Here is a 22,915-nt window from a genome sequence, read left to right as displayed (position 1 = left end):
GCTAGGCCGATACCCAGGGATATATTTGCACACCGAAACGGTCTGTAAGGATGCTACACGCCCTCTCCATTTCATGTTCCCAGTTATACCGGCTTTCTATGGCCAATCGACCGTTTTCTGCCCAGGTTGAATATCCATCGGACTGCTGCATTTCTCTCATAACTGTTCCAGCTACACTCCCTGTAGCATGGTAGGGAAGCACTTTTCCACAATTCACGTCGTTTACAATTCGGGCTGTCGGACGAGTCGGCGTTGTCAAAACTGGGAGCTGTACACTCATGTAATCGAACAGTTTGTTCGGAATCGTTTGGTTCGTGTACGAGCTAACCTCGTGAGGAATAACACCGACATCCCCTGACCGGAGAAACGAGGTAACCGTATCCGGCGGAATCCATCCCAAAAAGTCCACATGTTCGGTAATTCCCAGCGTTTCGGCACGTCGTTCGAGTCGTTCTTTATCTGGCCCATCCCCGGCAATCGCCAGATGAATCGGCTGATGGTCCGAAGTCCTGTTCGCATGCCAGATTCCGTCAATGAGCAAGTCCAGACCGCGAAACCTGTTAATCGAACCCACGTAAACGAATGTGAACCCAGGCCACTCCGCGTTGTCGTACTCGCCGCTTTTATCAGTAAATGACGATCTCTCTCGCAAAAGCGGGACGTTCCCGACAACGTGAACCGCTGATTCGGCTTTTCCGGCAGCGACTAGGTTTTCCTTCCGTTCTTCTGCAACGACCCAAATTAGGTCAGCCAACTGCACGGTAAGGCGTTCGACAGTCCCGACTAGTGTGGTGTTGAGTACGACGTGGTCCAGAACGTGTTCGACTGGTTTCTCGCGGGCTAGTTCCGCAAAATTCTCTCGGAGATCTAACACCGTTGGGATTCCGCAGAGTTTTGCAGCGACGATTGCGGGGAGGCCCGCACGGATATCACACGGAATCACGATTTCTGGTTCCATAGCTCGGAACTGAACCACCAGCCAGAGGATCCAGAATGGATTCACCGGTACCTTTGCGGTAATAAGCCTGAAAAGCGGTGTCGAAAGCAGCCATGAGAAGCGCCTGACGTGGGCGTAGTCGATATCCTCCTCACGGGGTGGGTGCGAACTTTTGACCTGCCCAAGGTCCGGATCTTCCAGTGAATTCCGACCCAGTATGAAGACGTTCGACCCGGATTCGTCCAGTGATTTCGCCATCTTCCGCGTGCGAACGTCTCTGTCAAGCGGGTAATTCCCCTGAACAACGATAGCAACGTCGGTGGAGGTCCTATTGTCGGGACTCCTCATCGTCACCACTGTAGTCCGCTGTATTTGTCAGTACTGTCACTAGAGAGACACTCGAACAGACATACTATAAAATTCACTGATAGGACTATCGTAGCTGCTACGTACAGTATTCTTGCTACTGATCTTCTCGTACCTCTGTTATGCCGACCCCAACTACAGACAGTTTTTAGACAACACTAACCACCTGTCTGCTGCACCGATACCGAAAGAGGGCCCCACTATTCCTGATAGCAGTATCTCGCTGGGCGGGGATCTCGCCCATTAGATCATCTAGTGGGGACGCGGAGTTCAGAATAAAAAAGAAGGCAACGTTCAAGCAAGCATAGTTCCAATTCGCCAATAGGTAACGTTTCGCTGCCCAATCGGGAAAGGTGACAGCCGTGATTATTTTCGGAAACATGCGTAAGCAAGGCCTCTCTCGGCTTACAGCTATACTAGGTTTTTTCCATCAGTATGTCTTCTAAGACAATGATATCTAACCCCATCCCGTAGAAGTCTTTAATCGCCTCAATAGGCTGATTTACGATCGGTTCTCCGTTATCATTGAACGAGGTATTGAGAACCACTGGAACGCCGGTAATCTCTTCAAAGGCACTAATCAAACCGTAGTAACGGGGGTTTTGATCCTCGCGAACTGTCTGTGGTCGCGTGGTATCGTCAGCTGGATGGAGGACCGCAGGGATCTCTGCCTTCTTTTCTTCCACAACATCGAACGTCTTGATCATGAATGGCGCTTCTTCAAAATTAACCAGATACTGGTCACCGGCTTCTTTAAGCATTGACGGGGCAAACGGCCGCCATCCTTCACGATGTTTCACGAATTCGTTTACGCGGTCGAGTGAAGCCTCCGATCGTGGATCAGCCAGTATACTGCGATTGCCAAGTGCTCGAGGACCCATCTCGAGTTGGCCCTGGAACCATCCGACGAGCTTGCCATCAGCGATATGCTCTGCAACCGTTCGACACAGGTCGTCTGGTTTAGCATAGCTGAGCTTGTTCGTTTGTAGCACCGCCTCAATTGATTCTGTGGTGTATTCCGGGCCCCAATACACGGTAGAAATATCTTCGGTGGCAGTGATGCCTGCATCCAACAACCCGGCTCCGACCGCAGCACCAGCATCGTTTGAGACAGGCTGGACGAATGTACTCTCAACGCAGGGGAGTTCCATAACTTCTTTATTCACTTTGCAATTGAGTGCGACACCGCCTGCTAACCCTACTTTATCCACATCTAGACGCTCACTGTAGTGGGTAACTATCTCGGTGACTGTTTCCTCCACCAGTTTTTGCGTGACATGTGCAAGATCTCGCTCCCACTGCGAAAACTCATCAGTGGTCTGCTTTCTGGGGCGATCAAAGATTTCCTCTAATTTCCTCGTCGCGTATTCGAAATTGCCCTTCGAAAGCGTACTGACATCATACTCTAACCCGGTCTTGATCTCCTCTCTGAGGATCTGTTCGATCTCATCGTTTCGATCCCCATACGGGGCAAGTCCCATTATTTTGCCTTCGCCGTTGTTTGGGTAGTAACCCAGAAACTTTGTCACCGCTCCGAAAAAGAATCCAAGGCTATTGGGATACTCATACGTTCGCAACCGTTTGAGTCCCTCGGAATTGCCCTTCCAGACGACGGTACAGTCGTACTCGCCTCGCCCATCCATAGTGACGATTAGTGCCTCGTTGAAGCCGGATGGGTGAAATGCACTCGCTGCGTGGCACCGGTGATGTTCTATGGTTTCGATAGGGGGAGTGTACTCACCGAACTCAGAAAGGTTGTTCCGAACAGCCCACTTAGAGTATACCGTTGGGCCAACATCGCGTTTTACCGTTCCTTCAAGCTGTGTAATCGCCTCAGCAACGCCCTCTGTTTCTGTGACAACTGTGTTGATATCGTGTCTGAGCATTTTGTAAAAAAGGCGCGGCTTCCACGGAATCAGTACTTTCTTCACGTTCGACAAGCTGATATCGGCGTATTCGAGGCACGCCTCAATAGCATTCATTGGGAACGTGTTTTCGGCGTGTTTTTCTCTGGTAAGCCGCTCTTCTTCAACGCCGAACGCCAGTTGTCCGTTCTTGAAGAGTACCGCACTTGGGTCGTGAGATCCGAGATTCCCGACACAAGGATTTATCGAAAGGACGTATTCGCTCATACGAGAGGGCCTGTTTGTCCAGTGTAATAATAAGATTTGGAGTACTATCAAGTAAGTGTGGTATAATGCGGAACCCTGTGGCGGAGCACAACCACGGCTTCAGTCTCTCTTTCGCCACGTCAGATTAGCTCGTCAGTCCATGTGTCCGGCGTCTGGTCGTTCACTATCTCAACGTCAATGTGGTACGAGAAATCTCTGGGGCCCTCGTCTTTGATCCATTCAACCATCTCCTGCAAACCGTCACGGAGGGTATATCGTGCCTCGTAGTCTAGAAGCTCTCTGGCCTTGTCTGCCGAACAGTTGGCAAGCTTGACTTCCTGTGGGCGATCAGGTTTGTATATCGGATCCAGTTCGAAGCCGATAATCTCTGCAATGGTCTCTGCGAGTGTATTGATAGTCACGAACTCATCGTCCGGGCCGATATTAATCACTTCACCAGTGACATTATCGTTTGTAGCCACCTTTCGCAACGGGCGAATGTCGTCTTGAATGAACGTGAAGCACCGTTTCTGTTCCCCGTCGCCGTAAATAATCGGTTGTTTCCCCTGCAGCATACGATTGATAAATATTGCTGCGACGTTGCGGAAGGGGTCGTCAAACTTCTGTCGCGGACCAATGATATTGTGAGGGACAGCTATGACGTACTCGAAATCATGGATATCTGCCATGAGTTCAACCATGTCCTCGGCTGCGACCTTGCTGATAGCGTATGGATCCTGTGGGCGGGGTTCCATATCCTCTGTGAATGGCGTTTCGTTTTCACCGTACCGAGACATACTAGAACAATACACAAATCTGTCGACGCCGACATCAGCCGCTGCCGATAACGTTGCAGAAGTTGCTTGGTAGATGCTCTTGTTGACCCGAGCAGGCGAAAAGACGCTCAACCCCTCATACGCTAGAGCAGCAGTGTGATAGACGATGTCGGCATCGGCCATGGCAGCCTTCATTTCTGAGACATCATTACAATCGATTTCATAGAACTCGGCTTCGCGAGGAACGTTGTTTTCATATCCGCCAACGAAATTATCGTTCCCTACAACCTCATACCCCTCTTGAATGAACTCATCAGCCAGATGACTTCCAAGGAATCCGGCGATTCCAGTTATGAACACTGTCTCCGTCATCAGTACTGTCATATAGCATTAGTAACTGATTAAGTATACACCGGTTTCTGAGATACTGGATCAATTTGAAACGAATTATTGCAAATAAGGGAATCTTAAGCAACTCAGTATTTGATGAACAGGTATCTCTCTGATGGAATCCGATTACCTCTTTTATTTTCCGAGACATCCACTCTGTCCTTGATGAATTCGCCCTAGCTATCAGGTATTGACTCTACGCAACTACCGAGCCGGATGATGTCTATAACTGCGAGCAGAAGGCTGGAAACCGCCCAGATCTCATTGTCACACCTTCATGTGTACCCAGTGGGGTCCATACACACCAGTAGTTACTGGGACGACCTCTTTAGAGAAACGCACGGAACTTATCGGCAAGTTCTTCCACCCCTTGATCCAACGTATGACCCGTCTCGAATCCGTGTGACCGGATTTTCTCATCGCTTACGATGTAGGACAGTTGGTTCAGTTGCTCAGCCTCGGTGTAACCGATTTCGACATCTGGGAAGTGCTTCGTAATCGCATCAACTACGTCTTGCAGACGGCCGTTTTCTCCAACGACGTTGTATGCCTCTCCGTCACCGAGTTCATCCGCAGCGAACAGCATCGATCGGACGGAATCCTGGACGTGTAAATACGGTCGTTTTTGATCTTCAGCCCCCTCATACACTGTCAGGGGTTGACCGGTAGCAGCGAGGAACGCAAACTTGTCAACGACAGTATCGAACCGCATTCCGGGACTCCACCCATAAACAGTACCCAGTCGGAGCCCTGTAAGGTCCATCTCGCCGTCATACTCCGCAAACATGTCTGATTCTGCTTGGAGTTTTGCCTCTGCGTACGGTGACTCAGGATTGCATTCGGAGTGTTCGGTGATCTTTTGCTCAGTTCGTCCGTACACAGAACAGGTAACAGCGTTCACGAACTCGTCAACTCCTGACTTCTGGGCGTCACGAAACAGGTTTACAGCGGCTTCGTGATTGACTTCCCACGTTTTTTCGGGAATATCGAAGGTCTCAGGAGCATTGGTGATCGCCGCGAGGTGGAACACGGTATCAACATCCTCAAGCGCTGCTTCCCTCACCGATGAGTCTCTGATATCACCTTCGACGAAATCGTAGTCAGCGTACGCCGGGAGATCCCATAGCGAGTGGAATCTCGGCTGTCGAAAGTTATCCAGAATCCGAATCGTCGAACCGGAGAATTTTGGGTGGGTTGGGAGTTCACGTATAAGACTCGAGCCCAGATATCCCAGGCCACCAGTGACTAGCACTGTCATCGTTACTGGCTCACACTACTCCGTGGAATACATGTCTCGGTTATTAAGAATATACGCCCTATCGTCGCCCGAAAGGTCGGAATACTTGAGAATATTGTCACAGTTCAGCCCGGGACACTTCATCTCCCGACGCTGTTCCAGCACGTTGCCTGCTGTGATAGTCCCACATTCAAGACACGTATGTGTGATAATGTGCATGGTTACAGTTCCAATGTCGAGTTCCTGCCGACAGTTATCCGCTCGCCCTCGGGTTTACTGTCACTCGATTTTACGCAGGCTTCTCGGCCGACAAGCGAATCGACGATTTTAGAATCGGTCTTGATTTCGTTGTGTCCCATCGTTACGCTGGCCTCTATGTGGACGTTATCGACGATCGATTGCTCTCCGATACTCGTATATGGTCCAATGTAGCTGTCAGAACAGACACGCGTTCCTTCCCCGATCGAGACTGGACCACGGACGACAGCACCGCCCTCGATAACTGCGTTCTTCTGGAGTTCGACCCGCCCACTGACAGATGCTCCATCCTGGATATCGCCTTCGATTTGTCCATCCATATTGTCGAGAACGAGTCGATTCGCCTGTAGCACGTCTTCAGGCTTCCCGGTGTCTTTCCACCACCCATGCACGAGGTGTGACTGAACGCGACTTCCGGTTTCCAGTAACCCCTGAATAGCATCTGTGATTTCAAGTTCACCTCGCCACGAAGGAGTCAGTGACTCGATCTGTTCGAAAATCGCTGGCGTAAACACATAGATACCGATCAAGGCGAGATTGCTCGGGGGATCATCCGGTTTCTCGACCAGCGAAACGATATCACCGCTGTCGTTCACCTCAACAATCCCGTATCTGGATGGCTCATCCACCTCCTGTAAACCGATACCGGCGCTGTACTCTGATGAATCGAAGTTGGCAACCATATCCGTGATCCCGTCGCGCATGAGATCATCACCGAGGTACACGACGAACGAGTCATCACCGACGAAATCTCGGGCACAGCCGACTGCATGTGCAAGTCCCAGTGGATCCCCCTGGACGATATACGTGATTTCAACGTCGTATGCGGACCCATCTCCCAAGTGCTCTTGAATTGCGTCCCGGCCCTTGTTACCCAGAACTACGCCGATCTCGGTAATGCCGGCCTCTCGCAGGTCCTCTATCGCATAGTCGAGAACAGGCTTATTCGCGATTGGCACCAGCTGCTTTGGCCCGGTGTAGGTGATTGGATAGAGACGCGACCCCGTACCGCCTGCGAGAAGTACTCCCTTCATGATTACTCGTGGGGGGGTTCCTCCCAGTTGAGTGGGATTCTGTCCGTGTCGTAGGGTATCCGTTCCTCGTCTGGGTCGTCGTAGTCATACAGGTTCGTTGGGAAGTTCACCAGAAGGACTCGCTCGTCACCGATTGCTTTGAATCCGTGCCAGCAGTCTCCCGGAACCCGAATCGCGTTCATGTTACCTTCCCCAATAACATACGTGTCTAACTCCCCGTTTGTCGGTGACCCTTCCCGTTCGTCGTATATTCCCACCTTTGCCTTCCCCCGAAGAACGACGAAATGATCTACTTGCCCTCGATTATGGCGATGCCAAGCGCGTACAATACCGGGATAGGTTTCAGAAAAATAGGACATCTGAGGTTCGTCATCTCCCTGAAAAAAATCCCAGTCAGACCGCCAGATCTCTGTTAGATGGCCTCGCTCATCCACATTCATCTGAAGATGTTCTATTTCAACATCGTGTATCATATTAATACAATCAAAATATAATGTCTACTCTATTTACATTTTTTGACCGTTCAGTTACCGCCTGAGATGCACCCTCCTCTAATCAGCTACTGAATCGGGCTCGAAGACCTTCGGCGATATAATCCACCTCTACTAGAATTCGTGCGACCGGGTGATTCTCTGGGGTTCCGTCGGGGCCCCATTCTATTCAACGCTGTCGCGCCATGTTCTGATCTCGGCTGAAAATGAGGGTGCTTTGATTAGTAAGGTTTCATCTACTTTACGCGGTAAGATGAGAGTATTAACAAAACCCAGTATTAACTAAAATGGCATTAGTCGTAAGGACTGTTGTATGTCAGATGAAAACCAAGACAGTCGATTTTCAAGGCGCTCTGTAATTCACACTGTAAGCGGTATCGCAGTGACCAGTTCGATATCTGGAGTTGTCTCAGGGAGAGCGAATAAGAACGGACGAGGCAATGGAAACGGACGGAAGGGCAAACAAGGCGATAACAACGGTGGGGGACCCCCAACTGGTAGTAAAAATACCTGTCCTAAGGGGACTGCTCTACTCGCCAAATACGAGGTAGAGGGTGGAGAATTCAGGTTCGAAGAGGGCAGCGATTTTCTGGAGGCTGGTGACTCCTTCGACTTTACCGTCACTGAAACGAAGGAGGACAAAGAGGTGCTCGCGTTTGATTTCACCTCCATTGACGATGTCTATGACGTGCATACAATATCGGTCAAAACCGGAGCTGGTGTCTTCCGGAAGTCAATCGATGACTACGAGGGATCGTTTGATGCTCAGGAACATGACGGAGAGGGCCCTGTTCAGGCAGTCAGCAACGTACTCCTCTGTTCAAAAGTGTTCTGGCAGGCTGATCTCGGAATCGGAGACGTACCTGAGCCACCGAATTACAGTGCAGCAGATGCAAAGCTAGTCCGCGCTGCGTTAGGCAATTCAACCTCTCCGACGAAAGCAGAGAATCCCACTGGTGACGGGGGTGGGTCTCCAGATATTGGAGCCGATGAAGAATTCGATATTGACTTTGATGCGGGCACAATCGAGATCGGATTTACTGGAAATACAGATTCTCAGAAGATACACCTTGCCAGTTTTGAGAGGCCCGGGCCATTCAAGGGCGAGAGAGAGTTCCAGTATCAGGACCTGTTTGACACTGCGGTCTCTACCTCAACTGAAGATACACTCAGCGTCGATATTCCAACACCTGAAGACTATGAATAGTAACCTATCAGCTGTCTCTCTCAAAAAGTAAATAAAATTCAAATACCACCACTATAACCATCCACAAGTATAATGTTCGTAAAACTAGCGCTAGGAGAACGGTTAATGGCTCAGATACTTCAGGGCGGATTTCGCCCTCCGCGCTGGGGCGTATGATTCCGACACAAACCATCAGATGGTTAATTGTTTGATTAGCCCACGTCTATTCCGGAAGTTTAACTGGCAGTACAAGTGACAAAGCTACCATGGCGACACGACAGCGCCAGCAGTTCATCTACGGGCATCTCACGTGGGTACTTGGTACCATCCTCGTGTTGACCCTCCTAGATGCGCTGACGCTGGAACTGTTTTTCGTTGTCTCGCTGATCGGATTTCTCGTTACTGTCGAACTGGTTGCACCGCAGGCCGTGTCGCCGCGCTGGCGACGGCGGCTCTGGTGGCTCATCGCACTTGGTCTGGTGGGCTTTGCCTACGTGGTCATCAAACGGATCCTTGCGATTCTACCGCCGGGGCTGATCTGATGGCACCGACACCGTCTCCTGACGATTCTTGGCTGCCGTCGGTCACTTTCCCACAGCTACTGCTTGCCACTTACACTGCCCTCACGGTCATCGCACTCGTCTACGCCGCGAGCACGTCCTCAGCAGCGTTCGGTGCGTATAATTCCAAGTGGGACGGGGCGGGCGAACTCCGAACCGTCGCAGTTGACGCCGGTGCAAACGTGACCGTCGGAACGAACGTAAGTCAGTATCCGACAAGTGACACGGACGGCACCGTTGCGGTCGTTCTCTCGCCGGCCGAGCCGTACTCGTCAAGCGAGCGGACACGAATCGCTGAGTTCGTTCGAAGCGGTGGGACACTCGTCGTCGCTGAGGATTACCGCCCACACGGAAATGAGCTACTCGCGGCTGTCGGTGCAGATGCACGCTTCGACGGCCGCCCGGTGTACGACAACAGAAATTATTACCGGAACTCCTCGCTCCCGGAAGCGACGCCTGCCGGCGACTATCCAGAGACTACAGGCGTCGATACTGTCGTCCTCAACTACGGGACAACTGTCAGAGCCGGCAACGCGACGACACTCGTCAACACCTCAGAGTATGCCTACCTCGACAGTAACGGGAACGCCAACCTTGACGGCGAGGAGCAGTTAGCGTCCCGACCCGTCGTCACGAGCGAATCGGTCGGCGACGGTCGAGTTATCGCTGTCAGTGATCCGAGCATCTTCGTGAACGCGATGCTTGAACGTGGTGACAACCGACGGTTCGTCCAGAACATCGTCGCCAATCACGACACGGCCCTACTGGATTATTCACGCGCCAGTAGTGTCCCGCCAGTGGCCGCTGCCGTCCTCGCTGTACAGCGATCGGACGCGCTGTTGCTGTTCTGTGGCGTCGTGCTGGTCGGGGCGCTGCTCGCGTACGACCGCCGTCTCGACGAGTCTCTCCGTGATCGACTCAGTGAATACAGAGGTCACGAGTCGGACCCGCACCTGTCCCGAGACGGCGTGGAGACCTATCTCACAGCCCGGCATCCGGACTGGGAAGCCGCACAGGTAGAGCGAGTAACGGAAGCCATTATTAAACAGCGGTCCGAACGTCAGCGTAATGACTGATCCGTCGGTACTGTACGACCGTCTCAGAGAGGAGACGGAAACAGTTCTTATCGGGAACGAGCAGGTTCTTCGGCACATTACTGTTGCCATGCTTACACGCGGCCACGTGCTTCTTGAGGGGGTCCCCGGTGTCGCGAAAACGACGATTGCCACGCTCGTCGCCAACGCGACGGATCTCCAGCACTCTCGTGTTCAGATGACGCCTGATCTGCTCCCTGCAGATATCACTGGAACGACAGTGTATCACCAGCGAAACGGCGAGTTCGAACTGCAGAAAGGCCCAGTGTTTACTAATCTGGTCATCGCTGACGAGATCAACCGCGCCCCGCCGAAAACACAGAGTGCGCTGCTCGAAGCGATGCAGGAAGGGCAGGTGTCTATCGAGGGGTCAACGCTCGAACTTCCGACCCCGTTTACGGTCGTTGCGACGATGAACCCACTCGAGATGGAAGGAACGTTCAAGCTCCCAGAGGCCCAGCGCGACAGATTCCAGATGAAACTCGTCACTGAGATTCCCGACTCAGAGGAGGAGCGCGCTATCCTTGACCGGTTCGACGCAAACCCGACGCTTGATGCGGACTCTATCTCACAGGTCATCTCTCGGGACGAACTTCTGGACGCCCGGACAGTGGTCCCTGAGACACACATCGAAGACACAATCAAAGAGTACATTCTTTCTATTGTCGGCGCAACGCGAGACCATCGAAACGTCATTCACGGCGCTTCACCGCGGGCGACCATCGATCTACAGAATACAGCCAAGGCGGGTGCTCGTCTGAATGGCCGAGAGTACGTCATCCCGGACGACGTGAAAGAGATGGCGCTCCCGGTGTTGCGCCATCGTCTCATTATGAACAGCGACGCCGAACTAAGCCAGATCAGCGCCGAAGCGGTTATCGAAGAAATTCTCCAGTCGATCACGCCGCCCGGGTCCGACACCGACCACAGTACGGGTACCGAGACAGCGGTCGGCGATGGCGGGACGAAACGCGAGTTCGAATAGCGACCGGACCGCAGTTAGCTGTTTTCTGGCATCGTGGTCGTCTCTTTTTCCGGGGTCGCCGCGCTATTGGACTGCGCCGATGGTTGTTCGAGTGCGTCCCACGAAACCGTCACGACACCGCTGAACCGCTCGTCATCACGCGTGTCGACGGTAACCGGCCGGTCAAAGCCCGTGGCAAACCCCACCGCGAGCAGTGATACCACCGGATGGTCTAGCTGGTGAATTTCACCGAACGCAGGATTGTCAATGGCAATAGAAGCGGTTCGGTTCTCGCCATCAATTTCGATTGTTGTATCATCGACAAGTTCGAACTGTTCGGACAGGGCCGCAGTCAGCCGTGTCGCTATTGAATGGGGGTCGTCATCGAGTTCACCCGAGAGCGTTCGCTCGAACTCGGTGTATAGCCGGCCACCGGTGGGGGGGAGCGATATGCCCTGCTCCGACTCGACGCCTGTGACGAACAGCTCTCCCAACTGCTCCGGGTCGGGAACCGCGTACTCGACGTGCTGTGGGACGAACAGGCGTGCAGTCGTCTCAGGGCGGGATGCTGTTGGGACATACACTGCCTCAGTTTGGAGTTCAAGTTCGCTGACGAGTTGCTGTTCGATATCGGCCAGCGTGTCAAACACAGTATCACTGACTGACGCAGAGACGAATCGCTCGGGAGTGAGATAGAACGTGACGATGCCGGCGAACACACCGGTCCCACCGAACGCAATGAAGATGGTTTGCAGGGCCGGAAAGACGAACGCCGCTATGAGGGAGAGGCCACCGACCGTAAAAAAGCCTATCGCGGTCCGTCTGAACGTTGCTCGCTTCGCATGCACGTATGACTCGCGCAACCGGCGATTCTCCTCCCGCAACACTTCTAGCTCCGCTTCGAGTGTCTGGCGATCCGGTACAACATCGGTCTGTTGGTCGCTGTCATCAGCTGATGCGTCCAGTTGCGAGGGCTCGGGTTGACTCATAGGAAATCACGATCCGCAGCTACGTCTTCAGTCACGATGTCGAGTTCTATCAGCAGATATCGGTGAAGCAGATAGCCGACGATAGCAATCCCAACGAGGAGGGCGGACCCGACCCTGAGGGGATCCAGATTCAAGGGCCCGAGCAACAGCCAGGCAAGACCGCCGAGCAGTGGAACGACAAGCGCCACGAGGCTGCCAGCGACCCGACCGTCGGGTATCTCAATAGTGACTGAAAGCAATGCAAGGAACAGGCCACCTTCGACAAGGACGAGGGGTATGAGTGACGGTGCATCGACTGTGATGAGCGCTATCTGTCCAAGCACGACGGCGAGAACGGCTGTTCCGGATAGATAGAGACCGCCGAGGACAATACCGACGAGGCCAAGCCAGACCGGTCCACTCAGGACAAGTCCGCCTGCCGCGATGCCGATTCCCAGCAGGCCGAGCACGGTAGGCGGTGATCGGAGCGACCGTTCCCTCGCTAGTGCCATACTCATACGTATTCCCCTTGGTCTGTGTTCGCTGGGCTGCCAGACAGAATAGCCGAGATCTGGTCCGGCGACCCGACCTCGTAGGCCGTCACTGCGTCGATCTCGTTCAATTCACGCCGGAACTGGTCGAAGGTCCGATACCGTTCGTAGGCGGTACCAAGGTCGGTGAGAAGGTCCGTATCGAAGGCCACTGAGGGCGTAATAAATACGACGACCTCCGTTGCGTTGCGTCTTGCCAGTCCAACTGTGTTCCGCAGTTCGTTCGGGTTGCTGTCGTCTGTACAGATGACCAATAGGTCCGCGCTACGTATCTCGTGTGGTGCCGCTTGCAACCCGTTGTACAGTGGTTGGTCTGGAAGATGTTGCTTTGACCCAGCAGCGTTCCGATACGCGAGCAGCGTCGCTTCTATCGGTGATTGTGTGCTTGTCGACGGATTTACTCTCCCTGTCTCCGTTCCGGTGTGAGGCGCTGTTGTGATAGCTGTTGCCGGTGTCTCAGTTTCAGTGTCGAGGTCATTAATCCGATGCTGACACGACCTGTAAACCTCGGTTCTCGCTACGGGGACTCTCGAGTCTGTCACGCCTGCGTCATCGATGGTCACGTACCCTAACGGGTCACGGGTCGTTTCGGCACGCTGCTGGAACGCCGCGGCGACCGCTTTGAGGTGCTCTAGCTTCGTTTCGCCAGGTGCACCATCACCCAGCGTCTGACGGTGATCGAGGACGAGTACCACACTACGGTTACTCTCGGCTTCGTAGTTACGGACGTGCGCCTCGTCTAGTCTGGCAGTCGCCTTCCAGTCGACGTATTTCAGTGCGTCACCCGGAACGTATTTTCGAATCTCCTCGGCTGACAAGCCACCTGTCCGCCCGCGGGCATCGTGCTCGCCGACACCGCGTAGCAACTGTTTCCCACCCTGGCCAACGTGAATCGGGCCGACCGACGGCGACTCGACTGCTATTTCCGGGCCGGGAGCCGTCGTGAACGACTGGGTAAACAGCCCGGTGCCGTCACTGACAGTCACCGTGGCTCCGGGAACGGTGTAGTTGCCAACAGTCTCCCAGGTGAGCGGGAGTGTCACTGATGACGACTGCATCGATGTACCGAGAGTGATGTCTGGAGAGGGACCCGCTTCCATCTGCGCTGTGAGTGGAATCCGTGCTTCGATGGAGAGCGGCAGGTGATCGCCGGCAGCGTCAACCGATGCGTCGAGTGTGTACGTCGTTTCGGCGCCGGTCCGTATTCGGGACCGGTCGAGCGACTGGCTGACTGTGAGTTCGTCCTCAAGCCGTGAAACGCCACGAACGAACGCAACCTGCATTGCGAGCAGCCAGCCTGCGAGCGCGACGGCTCCGACGACTAAGAGGGGTGCATCGAGCAGCCCACCACCTATGACGAGGCTCCCGATAGCAGTGAGCGTGAGCCAGAACCGGCGGGTAACACGCATTACCTTCTGTTACTGAATCGAGCCCATTGAAGATACCGACAGACACAGCCAGGGACTTCAAATATACACCCAATCCAATATCGAAATCGATATTGATATTTGGGGAATTACTTACTTACCTTCTAACCGAAAACATTGGGTTATAGATGACCCAATGGTCTATTTTATCCCGGTTTTTGCGGATTTGCCTGAAGGAGACTTTTGGCCTCAGTTTTAATATTGAAACTGAGAGGGCAGGCACCCCTGCCGGAGCCCATCGTCTCACGGGCCGATGGCTCCGTAACGTGCCGGTGGTTCGTGTCGGTGCCATCGTCCTCATCACGGGGCTACTCGCCGGTGTCGTGTTTCCAGCTGCCGGAATGTCGCCACAGGTGAACACCGCTAGTGGTGGTGGGGCCGATGCGCCAAATGTACAGGAGGCACAGGCCGATGTGAACGCCACTGATACAGACGGAGACGGACTGTCGGATTCGCTAGAGCGGTCCACTTACAGCACCGACCCGACCGACGCGGACACGGACGGTGACGGCTATCCGGACGGCATGGAAGTCCGCTGTGAGCAGGCTATTCCGGATGCAGACCCGCTGCGAACCGATATCTATGTCGAAGTCGATTCTACCCAGTCAACGACGCTCAGCGACTCAGTCCAGACCTCTATTGTTGAGACCTTTGAGAATGCACCCGTTTCGAACCCGGACGACTCCACCGGGATCAACATTCATCTCGTCACGGATGATACTAATCTCTCGACCAACGGAACAGTCCACTCGAAATCCCGTGCTGGTTCCGGGAACGATATCTACGACTTCCGAGCCAACCATTCGGAGTACAGTTCTGACGGCTATTACTACGTCTTGCTCACCGATGACGTCGCCTACAACGGTGACGACTACTTCGTCGGCGCGGGACGACCTGAAATCGCGGCGATGGAGCGGTTCGATTCGACGAAGATCACCGCATCGCTGTTTATGCATGAATTCGGGCATGCGATGGGGCTCGACGCCTATCAGGACGGTATCGACGAGGAGCGCTACTCCCAGACAGAGTACGATAGCGTGATGAACTACAACGGACTGTACAGACAACTCACCTATTCGAACGGCACCGACAGCGTGGGTCGAAACGAGTGGGAGTTCGTTGCTGAGAACCGAACGCAGCCCGACGTTGTGTGTGCGGAGAACGGGACGTGCTCTAGCAGGTGTACGTAGAACTGATTAGTGCGTGAAAACGGCAGTCAATGATTAACTGCTGTCTGCCAGCATACTCATGAAGAACGACCCGAACACTGTCTGTAGCCCGAGGACCACGACTGTCGAGGCCAGTAGGGTCGCCGTGGCTGACGGTAACGCCGCTTCGCCGGCGAGCAGCCACTGTCCAAACACGCCCCCGAGGTACAGAATTCCGGCTGCAGCCGCGAGGATACCGATTGACGCGCCGTGCTCCAACTGGAACTGCTCCCGTATCATACCGACAAGCACGCCCTCCGGCTTGTTGATCGGGTTCGCAGCGATGGAACTGAACAGCGCGAGCGTCCAGACCTGATACCCGACGATTGCCAGCAACGACCCGCCGACCATTGTCTGTATTCCGAAGTTGATGCCACCGACTGACAGCTGTGCGATTGACAGCGACATCAACACTGCCCCAGCAGAGACAAGCAACAGAGCTGGATACGAGAACAGGTAGTCCGGTGCGTTCACAAGCATGAATCGGACGTGTCGCCAACCGTCACTGAAACTGTCGAGCGTTTCCTCGCCTTCCCGCTCGTGGTAGATAATCGGAACCTCCTCGATGGTGAGATCGTTCGCGCCGGCCTCCATGATCATCTCGCTGGCGAACTCCATCCCGGTCGTCTCTAGCTCTAGCGTTTCGAGCGCGTCCTTGGTGAACACACGGAAGCCGCTGTGTGCGTCGCTGACACCGGCTCCATAGAACGTGTTCAGGAACCGCGTCAACAGCGGATTGCCGACGTATTTATGCAGCGGCGGCATCGACCCGTCACGGATCTCTCCCTCAAGTCGACTCCCCATACAGATGTCCGCGTCGCCGTTCTGGACCGGCTCGAGGAGCTGTGGAATCATCTTAAAATCGTACGTCGTGTCGGCATCGCCCATCGCGATGTACTCTCCTCGTGCCTTGTCGAACGCGTAGCGATACGCATAGCCATAGCCCGGTTCGTCAGGTGTCACGACTGTCGCACCCCGCTCGCGAGCTAGCTCCGGAGTCGCGTCGGTCGAACTGTCGCTTACGATGATCTCAGTCGGGACGCGCAACTCCGATATCGCGGTCTTGATCCAATCGATACATTCTACAATCCCTTTCTCCTCGTTGAGGGTGGGCATCACGACGCTCAAAACCGGCCTGACTTCGCTCTCCGGCGTGACAAGAAACTCGTCTGCAGTGCTGGCTGTGATCCCCCGTTCGTCCGCTTGATTTGCCTGATTTGCTTGTATTGTCATTCCCGTACCTCGGCTGTAACTGGCGCGTCTAGTGGCATACGCTCTCCACTCCCCTGAACGGCTTTCGGTGAATACGGCTAGTAAGCCCCATTTTATTTGATTTCAGTGGCTAACTTCTGATAGGTACCGCGTGCTTCCCACACAGGATGTCATGTCAAAGCAGCATATAATAAAGCTGTTGGGTAGGATAACCCATCATTAATAATAATAGTTAGCATGAGGTTTCCCTATTCTCCTCTGAATGTGCACAATTTCTTCCGACCATGACGATATTGTGGTGTAGACACCTATCAATAGAGAACATTATTCACGTACTAATGTACGTTGTGGAACAGACATCTATCAAACTAGTGGACTATCTCTGCAGCGGGTATCATTTGCAGACATTCAAACACTACAATACAATGACCAACAGGGCGGCCACGTTTGCGGGAATCACACTACACCGGAAGTCTAACGAGAGACACAGAGAAGTGGTCCCAGATATTGTCCACGGTCGGAAAAATTTGCCAACTTGGATAGACGCACTCTGGAGACAACCACTTGACTCCGTGTGTCAGTCGACGACTCTAGGGCTTCATAATTGCCGAGCGGCTTACACCGGGCGGCGAAGTCGACTCCGTATCTCGCCACCAGCAGCGTGTAGCCGTGGCAGTCGGTCCTCCAATGCACTGACCAGCGTTGTGACGCTTAGTCCAAGGACGTACACTCCTCCTAAAAACATGATAACTGAGATGTCCTTGCTGAACTGAAGTGCCCCACGTATCGATGCCATATACGTACATATCCAAGACGAGTATAAGTCGTTGCGGTCCAATTATTAATATTTGTAACTGGGCGAGCACTGTCGTCCCGAGCCGTAGATTTAAGCTGTCCTATGTGCTAAGTAGTAACATGGCCACAGACCAGTCCGAGGGGGCCAGCCTGCCCGTGCCACCGCTGGAGAATACGGCGTTTTTCTCCATCGAGGACGATGACGGCTACGTCCGTATCGAACAGTCGCTAGGGAATCAGGTCCTGTACACGCCCAATGAGGCACGGGACATCGCTGAATCCATTCTCGATGCTGTTGACGAGGCTGCCGAAGAGGAGTAACCCATCGCCGGCTGTCGGCCCTGTTTTGCTGGAAGGCGAGATGGTTTGAACACGGGCGGTCCAGCATCAGATATGACAGATGCTAGCCACCGGGCGGCGGTTGCCGAGCGAGCGGCCCGTGCCGGCGGTGTCGTGGCCCGCGAGCAGTTCCGGGGCGACCTCAGCGTCGAGTCAAAGGCAAACAAGAACGACCTCGTCACGGAAACAGACCGCGACGCCCAGCGGCAGGTCGTCACAACGATTCGGGCGGAGTTCCCTGGTGACCGGTTCCTCTGTGAGGAGGACCTCTCGACGCTGGCCGGCCCAGAGGTCGACCGCGATGTCGAAGGGGTCGATAGCGTCCCCGACAGTGGCTCCGTGTGGGTCATCGACCCGATCGACGGGACGGCGAACTACGTCCGCGGAATGCGCTTGTGGGGGACGTCCGTTAGCGCCGTTGTCGACGGTGAGCCAGTTGCATCGGTGACCTATCTCCCCTCGTACGGTGACCTTTACGCCGCCGGCCCCGAAAGCGTGACGCGAGACGGAACTGAACTTTCCGTGAGCGGACGAACCGACCCAGAGACTTTTGCCGTGGCCCCCGTCGGCTGGTGGGACCGTGATGACAGGGACGAGTTCGGTCGGTTGTGTAGCGCTGTCGGCGACCGCTTCGGCGACATCCGGCGCTTGGGTTCGTTCCAAGCAACGTTGGCCCACGTTGCCGACGGGGCGCTCGAGGGGCTCGTTTGCACGCGCTCGATGGCACCCTGGGATACGCTCGCCGGCGTCCATATGGTTCGACAGGCTGGCGGCACGGTTACTGACCTCAATGGTGAGCCCTGGACCCACGACAGTGATTCCGTCGTCGCCTCCAACGGTGAGGCACACGAGGCCTTCGTGGCGGCCGGCAACGAAGCGCTCAGGCAGGACTGAACACACTTGCCCCGCGCAGTTCAGTACCGCGCGAAATTCCGCTCCATGCACACGGGACCGGAACGCTAAAACCGCCTGCCACCGGTCACTCGGCCATGGATACGTTCGAGCGAGCCGTCGATGAGTACGGGCCCGGCCAGCTCTGGGTGGGCTCTTTCGTTGCAGTCCTCCTCGTCGCGGTCGGCGCCGTTACGGCCGCTCCACAGGCCGTCTGGGATCGGTTCCTCTGGCAGTACTTCTGGGGGCCAGTGTATGCCGACGCCAAGTCGGCCAGCTGTGCCGAAATGACTGCATCCGGCCCACAACCACTGTACGATGGCTGTGCGGCGGCCATCCAGGAGGGACGGCTCATCGCCGAACCGGGATACACTATCGTCTCTGAAATCGGGTACATGTTGATTCTGGTGTATATGCTCGTTGGTGTCTACTTTCTCCTCGAGCGACTGGACATCGCCGAAGACCCGAAGCTCTACTTCGCGTTCGTACCGTTCATGCTACTCGGCGGCGCGCTGCGGACCGTCGAGGACGCAACTGACCGCGCGGTCGACGCCGGAGTTACACCCATCGTCGAGTACCCACTCAGCTCGCTCATCATCAGCCCCGTGATTTACGGTACCGTGTTCTTGCTGACGCTGCTCGTCCTCGTCGTCTGCGTGGACCTCGAACGGCGTGGGGTCGTCGACAGCTACTACCGGACGACCGGCGCTATCGGCGGGGCCTTTGTCGCCGTGACGCTCCTGTATCTCACGTTTGTCGCCCTCACCCGTGAGTACGCAACGCTGTACCCGTCAGTCCTCATCACGACTGTCGCACTGGCGTCGGCACTGTCGTACGGTCTGTACCGGCTATTTGAGTCTTACCGCCCGGCGATGAACGACGGCACTGGCTATATCGGTCTGCTGGTCATCTGGGGCCACGCAATCGACGGTGTCGCGAACGTCCTGCTGGCCGACTGGCTCGACGCACTCAATGTACCGCTGACGTACTACCCGAAACACCCGGCCAACGAGTTCATCATCGCGGCCACCGAGACGCTCCAGCCGGCTGGCCTCTCGGCCGCTATCGGCACGTCGTGGCCATTCCTGATCGTCAAGCTCGCCGTCGCCTCGCTGGTCGTCTCGCTGTTCAACCAGGAGTTCATCGACGACAGCCCGCGGTACGCACTGCTATTGCTCATCGCCGTTACCGCAGTCGGCCTCGGGCCGGGCTCGCGAGACATGCTGCGGGCGACGTTCGGTATCTGACGGCCGTTGGTGCCGTCTGCCCTCAGGGGAACGGATGGTGATCCCGGTCAAGTCGCGGCGCGAAACCGAGATCTGCCGGCACGGCTTCGGCCCGCTTGCCGAAGAACGACTCACCGAAGAACAGCGGCTGTGCCGACGGACAGACGACCCGGACCGCCTCGAACCCGAGCTGTTCGAGGTCGCGCGTCGTCAGCCGTGTCCCGTACGGCGCGAGCCCCGCGTCGGCTGCCCGGTCACACAACGTCTCTAGCTCTTCCTCGCCGGAGAGGTCCGCATCAGGGCCAAGCGAGTCCAGCGGGACCGCCGTCTCCGCAGCCGCCAAGTCGGCCGCCTCACCGGGCGATTTGGCGTAGCGCCCGATAGCGCCCTGTGCGTCCATGGCTGCCTCGGGACCCATGCTGTCGAGTTCCATCCAGTTCTGAAGCGCCTCCTCCAGCGCGCCGACGGCGGCTGCACCCGGGTTCAGATCTGCGTCGGTCCCGAGTGCGAAGCGGGGCCACCCGTCCTGTTCCAGTGCGACAGTGATGACTGGCACGTCCACGTCCTGTGTCAGTAACAGCGCTGTCACGTCGAGGCCCTCAGATGTCGCCCGCCGCCGGAGCGTTTCGTATCGCTCGTGGTCGTCGACGGCCACCCGGAGCGGCTCGAACGTCGAGTACCACGACAGCATTGCGGCGTCACGCTCGATGACTTCGTACAGCCCGGTCAGCAGCGCCTCGGTGACGGTGTTTCCCAGCCCGAGCCCGGTCGTCGTTGCCGGTCTGACGGCGTTCGACGGCGGGGGATAGTGGACGGTCTCGGCAGGAAGTGACCGGTGTTCGTTGGTCAGCAGATTTTCGGCAGGAACCCAGGGGAGCACCGTCGATTTGTCCCACTCGGCCTCGTCTCTGACGAATGCATCAGGTGTAACGGCATCCGGAATATCGGCGACTGTCCCGCGCTGTAGATTCCCGTCTCGATAGACGCCGGCCGCGTACCGCTCGTAGTTCTCGCCCAGCGCTTTCATGAATGCTGTATCCCAGTCGACGGCGACACCGGCGGCCTTGGCGGCGGCCGATACGTCGCTGAAACCGGTGGTGTCGGCGAGCGTCGACAGGTAGTACGGAGCCGGGAACGATTCGACTTCGCCGACCTCCGTTGCAATACCGACCCGGTCGTCAAGGCCCAGCTCCGCCCGCGATAGCGCCTCGCTGTCAGGGGCTGTCTGTCGACCGTCACCGAGGGTATGGCTCTGTGTCCCGCCACAATCACAGCCCGGGACTGGGAGGAACCGCCGCTGGGTGTGTGGGAGTTCCGTGACAGTCCCGAAGAGGGCAGCGTCACCGTCGAGAAACTGGGTCACCAGTCGACCGGCCAGCGCCCCCGCGAATCGTTGCGTGGCTGCTGCCGGGGCTTCTGCGACTTCCTCGGTGTCATCGACCGTCGCCTCAACCCGAGCCCGCAGGCAGTCGAAACAACCCGTCTCAGGTCCGAATCCGCTAATCGCGGCATCAGTAACCGGGACACCGCCGACGCCGCCCAGTTCGACGGCGGCCCACGGGCTGTCTTCGACTTTCGCCCGGTCGTTCCACGCCGCAAACGTCTCCGAACCGACGGTATCGACGACGATGACGAGGTCGCCACTGCTGTCCGCCGGTGTCGACGGCTGTGCTACTGAAACGTCGATATCAGCGAGAAACGCGGCAAGTGCATCGACAGCCGGTCCACGCCCGACGACTTCGACAGTTCGCATGCCGAAGCCCTCGTGGTGAAGGGAGAAAAACCTACGCGGCGAGGATGGACTGGGCGACGGAGGCCAGTTCGTCCGGGTCGGCGTCTTTGAGCCGGTCGTCACCGAGCATCAGGCGGAGTCGCGGTCGACCCACGTCAATCGGGACCTTCTCAGTGTCAATGAGATTCATGTCTTCGAGTTTCGTCTTGGTCCGCGAGAACGTCGCCTTGCTCGCCAGTCCGACATCCTCGCCCCATTTGCTGATGTCGTACAGGAGTTCGCCGTTCCGTGCGGCCACGAGCAGACTGATGGTGACCTCGTCGAGGCCGTCGCCGTCGCCGCGGGCCGTCGACAGAGAGCTGAGAACATCGTTGAAGTCCGATGCGGTTTCCGGGCCGATATCGGATTCCAGCGTTCTCTGGACGCGGTTGAGCGGCGGCGTTCGGAGTGAATACTCGTCGGCGTCCGTCCAGGCTGCGTCGTAGTAGTCGTAGGCGTTGTCGACGAACGCCGTGTCATCGGTCCCGAGACCGCCGACCGTGTCGCTGATCGTGACGAGCGCGTACACCGTATCCACAGTTACCGCGACCGAGTGGTTCGGCACGTCGTCAAGCAGTCGCATCGTGAGCCGGCCCTCGTCGATGAGGTCGGCCGCGGTGCTCGCGACAAGGAAGTCGTCCATGACGTCTTTCAGCGCCCGCTCGTCGGCCAACAGCCGAACTTCTGGAGCGCCCGAATCTGCGTCTAATGTCGATACAAGCTCAGAGATGGTCCGTCGTGACGGGTTCACGACATACACCGGCTCGTCAGTTGCCCCAAACACCGTGGTCAACATAGAACCGACGTCGTCTTGCAGGAGATTTTCGGTCATTGTCCCTTGCCAGTATATAGTGTACTGTTATATTTAATTTTACCGGCCATACTGTGTTGATTTCGCCAACAATCCGACAACACCCACCAGCGAACAGCGATAAAATATTGGTCAATTATCCTAAGCAGAAGCCGCTTGCCTCACGGACTGAACCATCTGTTCCGCTCATCAACGCTGTGTAAATCTGGCCGAATCAGTGGCTGGTCTCACTGTTTCCTTCCCGCCAGAAGCCACGACTTAGGACCAGATCAGACCTTCACCTGGGTACGCAAGGAAACGATGGCGTGTCGT

20 protein-coding genes are annotated in these 22,915 nt (G+C 55.8%); 8 read left to right on the top strand and 12 right to left on the bottom strand.

The features are described from left to right. Window position 1: 1 nt before the first annotated feature. The 6 genes from RBH20_RS07060 to RBH20_RS07035 form a co-directional block, all read right to left on the bottom strand. Window positions 2-1,285: a glycosyltransferase family 4 protein gene (locus RBH20_RS07060; protein WP_306706902.1), complete on the bottom strand. Its 1,284-nt coding sequence runs from the start codon at window positions 1,283-1,285 to the stop codon at window positions 2-4. 434 nt (window positions 1,286-1,719) lie between these two features. Continuing rightward, window positions 1,720-3,435 carry a carbamoyltransferase C-terminal domain-containing protein gene (locus RBH20_RS07055; RefSeq protein ID WP_306706900.1) on the bottom strand — a complete coding sequence of 572 codons (1,716 nt, stop codon included), beginning with the start codon at window positions 3,433-3,435 and terminating at the stop codon, window positions 1,720-1,722. 119 nt (window positions 3,436-3,554) lie between these two features. After that, complete coding sequence (locus tag RBH20_RS07050) at window positions 3,555-4,562, bottom strand: NAD-dependent epimerase/dehydratase family protein (RefSeq protein ID WP_306706898.1); 1,008 nt, start codon at window positions 4,560-4,562, stop codon at window positions 3,555-3,557. 346 nt (window positions 4,563-4,908) lie between these two features. Further along, entirely contained in the window at window positions 4,909-5,838 is a 930-nt protein-coding gene (locus RBH20_RS07045; protein ID WP_306706897.1) for an NAD(P)-dependent oxidoreductase, read from the bottom strand. 200 nt (window positions 5,839-6,038) lie between these two features. Continuing rightward, complete coding sequence (locus tag RBH20_RS07040; RefSeq protein WP_306706895.1) at window positions 6,039-7,109, bottom strand: glucose-1-phosphate thymidylyltransferase; 1,071 nt, start codon at window positions 7,107-7,109, stop codon at window positions 6,039-6,041. A gap of 2 nt (window positions 7,110-7,111) precedes the next feature. Then, window positions 7,112-7,582: a dTDP-4-dehydrorhamnose 3,5-epimerase family protein gene (locus RBH20_RS07035; RefSeq protein ID WP_306706893.1), complete on the bottom strand. Its 471-nt coding sequence runs from the start codon at window positions 7,580-7,582 to the stop codon at window positions 7,112-7,114. Between the two features lie 331 nt (window positions 7,583-7,913). Here RBH20_RS07035 and RBH20_RS07030 point away from each other — a divergent pair, with 331 nt between their 5' ends. The 4 genes from RBH20_RS07030 (at window position 7,914) to RBH20_RS07015 (ending at window position 11,425) form a co-directional block, all read left to right on the top strand. Then, window positions 7,914-8,807, top strand: a complete 894-nt coding sequence (locus RBH20_RS07030; protein ID WP_306706891.1) for a hypothetical protein — start codon at window positions 7,914-7,916, stop codon at window positions 8,805-8,807. A gap of 245 nt (window positions 8,808-9,052) precedes the next feature. Next, window positions 9,053-9,328 carry a hypothetical protein gene (locus tag RBH20_RS07025; protein ID WP_306706889.1) on the top strand — a complete coding sequence of 92 codons (276 nt, stop codon included), beginning with the start codon at window positions 9,053-9,055 and terminating at the stop codon, window positions 9,326-9,328. Then, window positions 9,328-10,422 carry a DUF4350 domain-containing protein gene (locus RBH20_RS07020; protein WP_306706887.1) on the top strand — a complete coding sequence of 365 codons (1,095 nt, stop codon included), beginning with the start codon at window positions 9,328-9,330 and terminating at the stop codon, window positions 10,420-10,422. Before RBH20_RS07025 ends, RBH20_RS07020 begins: the two co-directional genes overlap by 1 nt. Then, window positions 10,415-11,425 carry a MoxR family ATPase gene (locus RBH20_RS07015; protein WP_306706885.1) on the top strand — a complete coding sequence of 337 codons (1,011 nt, stop codon included), beginning with the start codon at window positions 10,415-10,417 and terminating at the stop codon, window positions 11,423-11,425. The genes RBH20_RS07020 and RBH20_RS07015 overlap by 8 nt, the downstream gene beginning before the upstream one ends. Window positions 11,426-11,439: 14 nt before the next feature. Here the strand turns inward: RBH20_RS07015 and RBH20_RS07010 are convergent, their stop codons facing one another. Genes RBH20_RS07010 through RBH20_RS07000 form a run of 3 tightly spaced genes read right to left on the bottom strand, consistent with a single transcriptional unit; the run spans window position 11,440 to window position 14,332 of the window. Further along, complete coding sequence (locus RBH20_RS07010) at window positions 11,440-12,393, bottom strand: hypothetical protein (RefSeq protein WP_306706884.1); 954 nt, start codon at window positions 12,391-12,393, stop codon at window positions 11,440-11,442. Then, window positions 12,390-12,890 (bottom strand): hypothetical protein, encoded by a 501-nt coding sequence (locus RBH20_RS07005; RefSeq protein WP_306706882.1) that lies wholly within the window; start codon window positions 12,888-12,890, stop codon window positions 12,390-12,392. Before RBH20_RS07005 ends, RBH20_RS07010 begins: the two co-directional genes overlap by 4 nt. Then, window positions 12,887-14,332: a DUF58 domain-containing protein gene (locus RBH20_RS07000; protein WP_306706880.1), complete on the bottom strand. Its 1,446-nt coding sequence runs from the start codon at window positions 14,330-14,332 to the stop codon at window positions 12,887-12,889. The genes RBH20_RS07005 and RBH20_RS07000 overlap by 4 nt, the downstream gene beginning before the upstream one ends. A gap of 371 nt (window positions 14,333-14,703) precedes the next feature. Here RBH20_RS07000 and RBH20_RS06995 point away from each other — a divergent pair, with 371 nt between their 5' ends. Continuing rightward, a complete protein-coding gene (locus RBH20_RS06995) occupies window positions 14,704-15,540 on the top strand; it encodes a hypothetical protein (RefSeq protein WP_306707495.1) in 837 nt (278 codons plus the stop codon). Between the two features lie 33 nt (window positions 15,541-15,573). Here RBH20_RS06995 and RBH20_RS06990 read toward each other — a convergent pair whose 3' ends face one another. Beyond that, a complete protein-coding gene (locus tag RBH20_RS06990) occupies window positions 15,574-16,791 on the bottom strand; it encodes a glycosyltransferase family 2 protein (RefSeq protein WP_306706878.1) in 1,218 nt (405 codons plus the stop codon). Window positions 16,792-17,685: 894 nt separating this feature from the next. On the opposite strand from RBH20_RS06990, the gene RBH20_RS06985 reads away from it, so the two are divergent. From RBH20_RS06985 to RBH20_RS06975, 3 genes are all read left to right on the top strand, one after another. Further along, window positions 17,686-17,886, top strand: coding sequence for a hypothetical protein (locus tag RBH20_RS06985; protein WP_306706876.1), 201 nt, complete (start codon window positions 17,686-17,688; stop codon window positions 17,884-17,886). A 72-nt stretch (window positions 17,887-17,958) separates the two neighbouring features. After that, window positions 17,959-18,798, top strand: a complete 840-nt coding sequence (locus RBH20_RS06980) for an inositol monophosphatase (protein WP_306706874.1) — start codon at window positions 17,959-17,961, stop codon at window positions 18,796-18,798. 95 nt (window positions 18,799-18,893) lie between these two features. Beyond that, complete coding sequence (locus RBH20_RS06975; RefSeq protein ID WP_306706872.1) at window positions 18,894-20,042, top strand: DUF63 family protein; 1,149 nt, start codon at window positions 18,894-18,896, stop codon at window positions 20,040-20,042. Between the two features lie 22 nt (window positions 20,043-20,064). Here the strand turns inward: RBH20_RS06975 and RBH20_RS06970 are convergent, their stop codons facing one another. Together RBH20_RS06970 and tbsP are read right to left on the bottom strand one after the other, a co-directional pair. Continuing rightward, window positions 20,065-21,774 carry a YcaO-like family protein gene (locus tag RBH20_RS06970; RefSeq protein WP_306706870.1) on the bottom strand — a complete coding sequence of 570 codons (1,710 nt, stop codon included), beginning with the start codon at window positions 21,772-21,774 and terminating at the stop codon, window positions 20,065-20,067. Window positions 21,775-21,805: 31 nt separating this feature from the next. After that, entirely contained in the window at window positions 21,806-22,624 is an 819-nt protein-coding gene (tbsP, locus tag RBH20_RS06965) for a transcriptional regulator TbsP (RefSeq protein WP_306706868.1), read from the bottom strand. Window positions 22,625-22,915: the final 291 nt, after the last annotated feature.

This window comes from Haloarcula sp. H-GB4 (genome assembly GCF_030848575.1).
GTDB lineage: Archaea > Halobacteriota > Halobacteria > Halobacteriales > Haloarculaceae > Haloarcula.
The sequence above is the reverse complement of the archived record's forward strand: the minus strand, read 5'-3'. Positions and strand labels throughout refer to the sequence as shown.

What these genes read in the sequence shown, in the direction of transcription:
- RBH20_RS07025 (WP_306706889.1), top strand. Translation starts at nt 9,053, where the DNA reads ATGGCGACACGACAGCGCCAGCAGTTCATCTACGGGCATCTCACGTGG.
- RBH20_RS07005 (WP_306706882.1), bottom strand. Translation starts at nt 12,890, where the DNA reads ATGAGTATGGCACTAGCGAGGGAACGGTCGCTCCGATCACCGCCTACC.
- RBH20_RS06970 (WP_306706870.1), bottom strand. Translation starts at nt 21,774, where the DNA reads ATGCGAACTGTCGAAGTCGTCGGGCGTGGACCGGCTGTCGATGCACTT.
- RBH20_RS07040 (WP_306706895.1), bottom strand. Translation starts at nt 7,109, where the DNA reads ATGAAGGGAGTACTTCTCGCAGGCGGTACGGGGTCGCGTCTCTATCCA.
- RBH20_RS07060 (WP_306706902.1), bottom strand. Translation starts at nt 1,285, where the DNA reads ATGAGGAGTCCCGACAATAGGACCTCCACCGACGTTGCTATCGTTGTT.
- RBH20_RS07050 (WP_306706898.1), bottom strand. Translation starts at nt 4,562, where the DNA reads ATGACGGAGACAGTGTTCATAACTGGAATCGCCGGATTCCTTGGAAGT.
- RBH20_RS07045 (WP_306706897.1), bottom strand. Translation starts at nt 5,838, where the DNA reads ATGACAGTGCTAGTCACTGGTGGCCTGGGATATCTGGGCTCGAGTCTT.
- RBH20_RS06980 (WP_306706874.1), top strand. Translation starts at nt 17,959, where the DNA reads ATGACAGATGCTAGCCACCGGGCGGCGGTTGCCGAGCGAGCGGCCCGT.
- RBH20_RS06990 (WP_306706878.1), bottom strand. Translation starts at nt 16,791, where the DNA reads ATGACAATACAAGCAAATCAGGCAAATCAAGCGGACGAACGGGGGATC.
- RBH20_RS07020 (WP_306706887.1), top strand. Translation starts at nt 9,328, where the DNA reads ATGGCACCGACACCGTCTCCTGACGATTCTTGGCTGCCGTCGGTCACT.
- RBH20_RS06975 (WP_306706872.1), top strand. Translation starts at nt 18,894, where the DNA reads ATGGATACGTTCGAGCGAGCCGTCGATGAGTACGGGCCCGGCCAGCTC.
- tbsP (WP_306706868.1), bottom strand. Translation starts at nt 22,624, where the DNA reads ATGACCGAAAATCTCCTGCAAGACGACGTCGGTTCTATGTTGACCACG.
- RBH20_RS07000 (WP_306706880.1), bottom strand. Translation starts at nt 14,332, where the DNA reads ATGCGTGTTACCCGCCGGTTCTGGCTCACGCTCACTGCTATCGGGAGC.
- RBH20_RS07030 (WP_306706891.1), top strand. Translation starts at nt 7,914, where the DNA reads ATGTCAGATGAAAACCAAGACAGTCGATTTTCAAGGCGCTCTGTAATT.
- RBH20_RS07055 (WP_306706900.1), bottom strand. Translation starts at nt 3,435, where the DNA reads ATGAGCGAATACGTCCTTTCGATAAATCCTTGTGTCGGGAATCTCGGA.
- RBH20_RS06985 (WP_306706876.1), top strand. Translation starts at nt 17,686, where the DNA reads ATGGCCACAGACCAGTCCGAGGGGGCCAGCCTGCCCGTGCCACCGCTG.
- RBH20_RS07010 (WP_306706884.1), bottom strand. Translation starts at nt 12,393, where the DNA reads ATGAGTCAACCCGAGCCCTCGCAACTGGACGCATCAGCTGATGACAGC.
- RBH20_RS07015 (WP_306706885.1), top strand. Translation starts at nt 10,415, where the DNA reads ATGACTGATCCGTCGGTACTGTACGACCGTCTCAGAGAGGAGACGGAA.
- RBH20_RS07035 (WP_306706893.1), bottom strand. Translation starts at nt 7,582, where the DNA reads ATGATACACGATGTTGAAATAGAACATCTTCAGATGAATGTGGATGAG.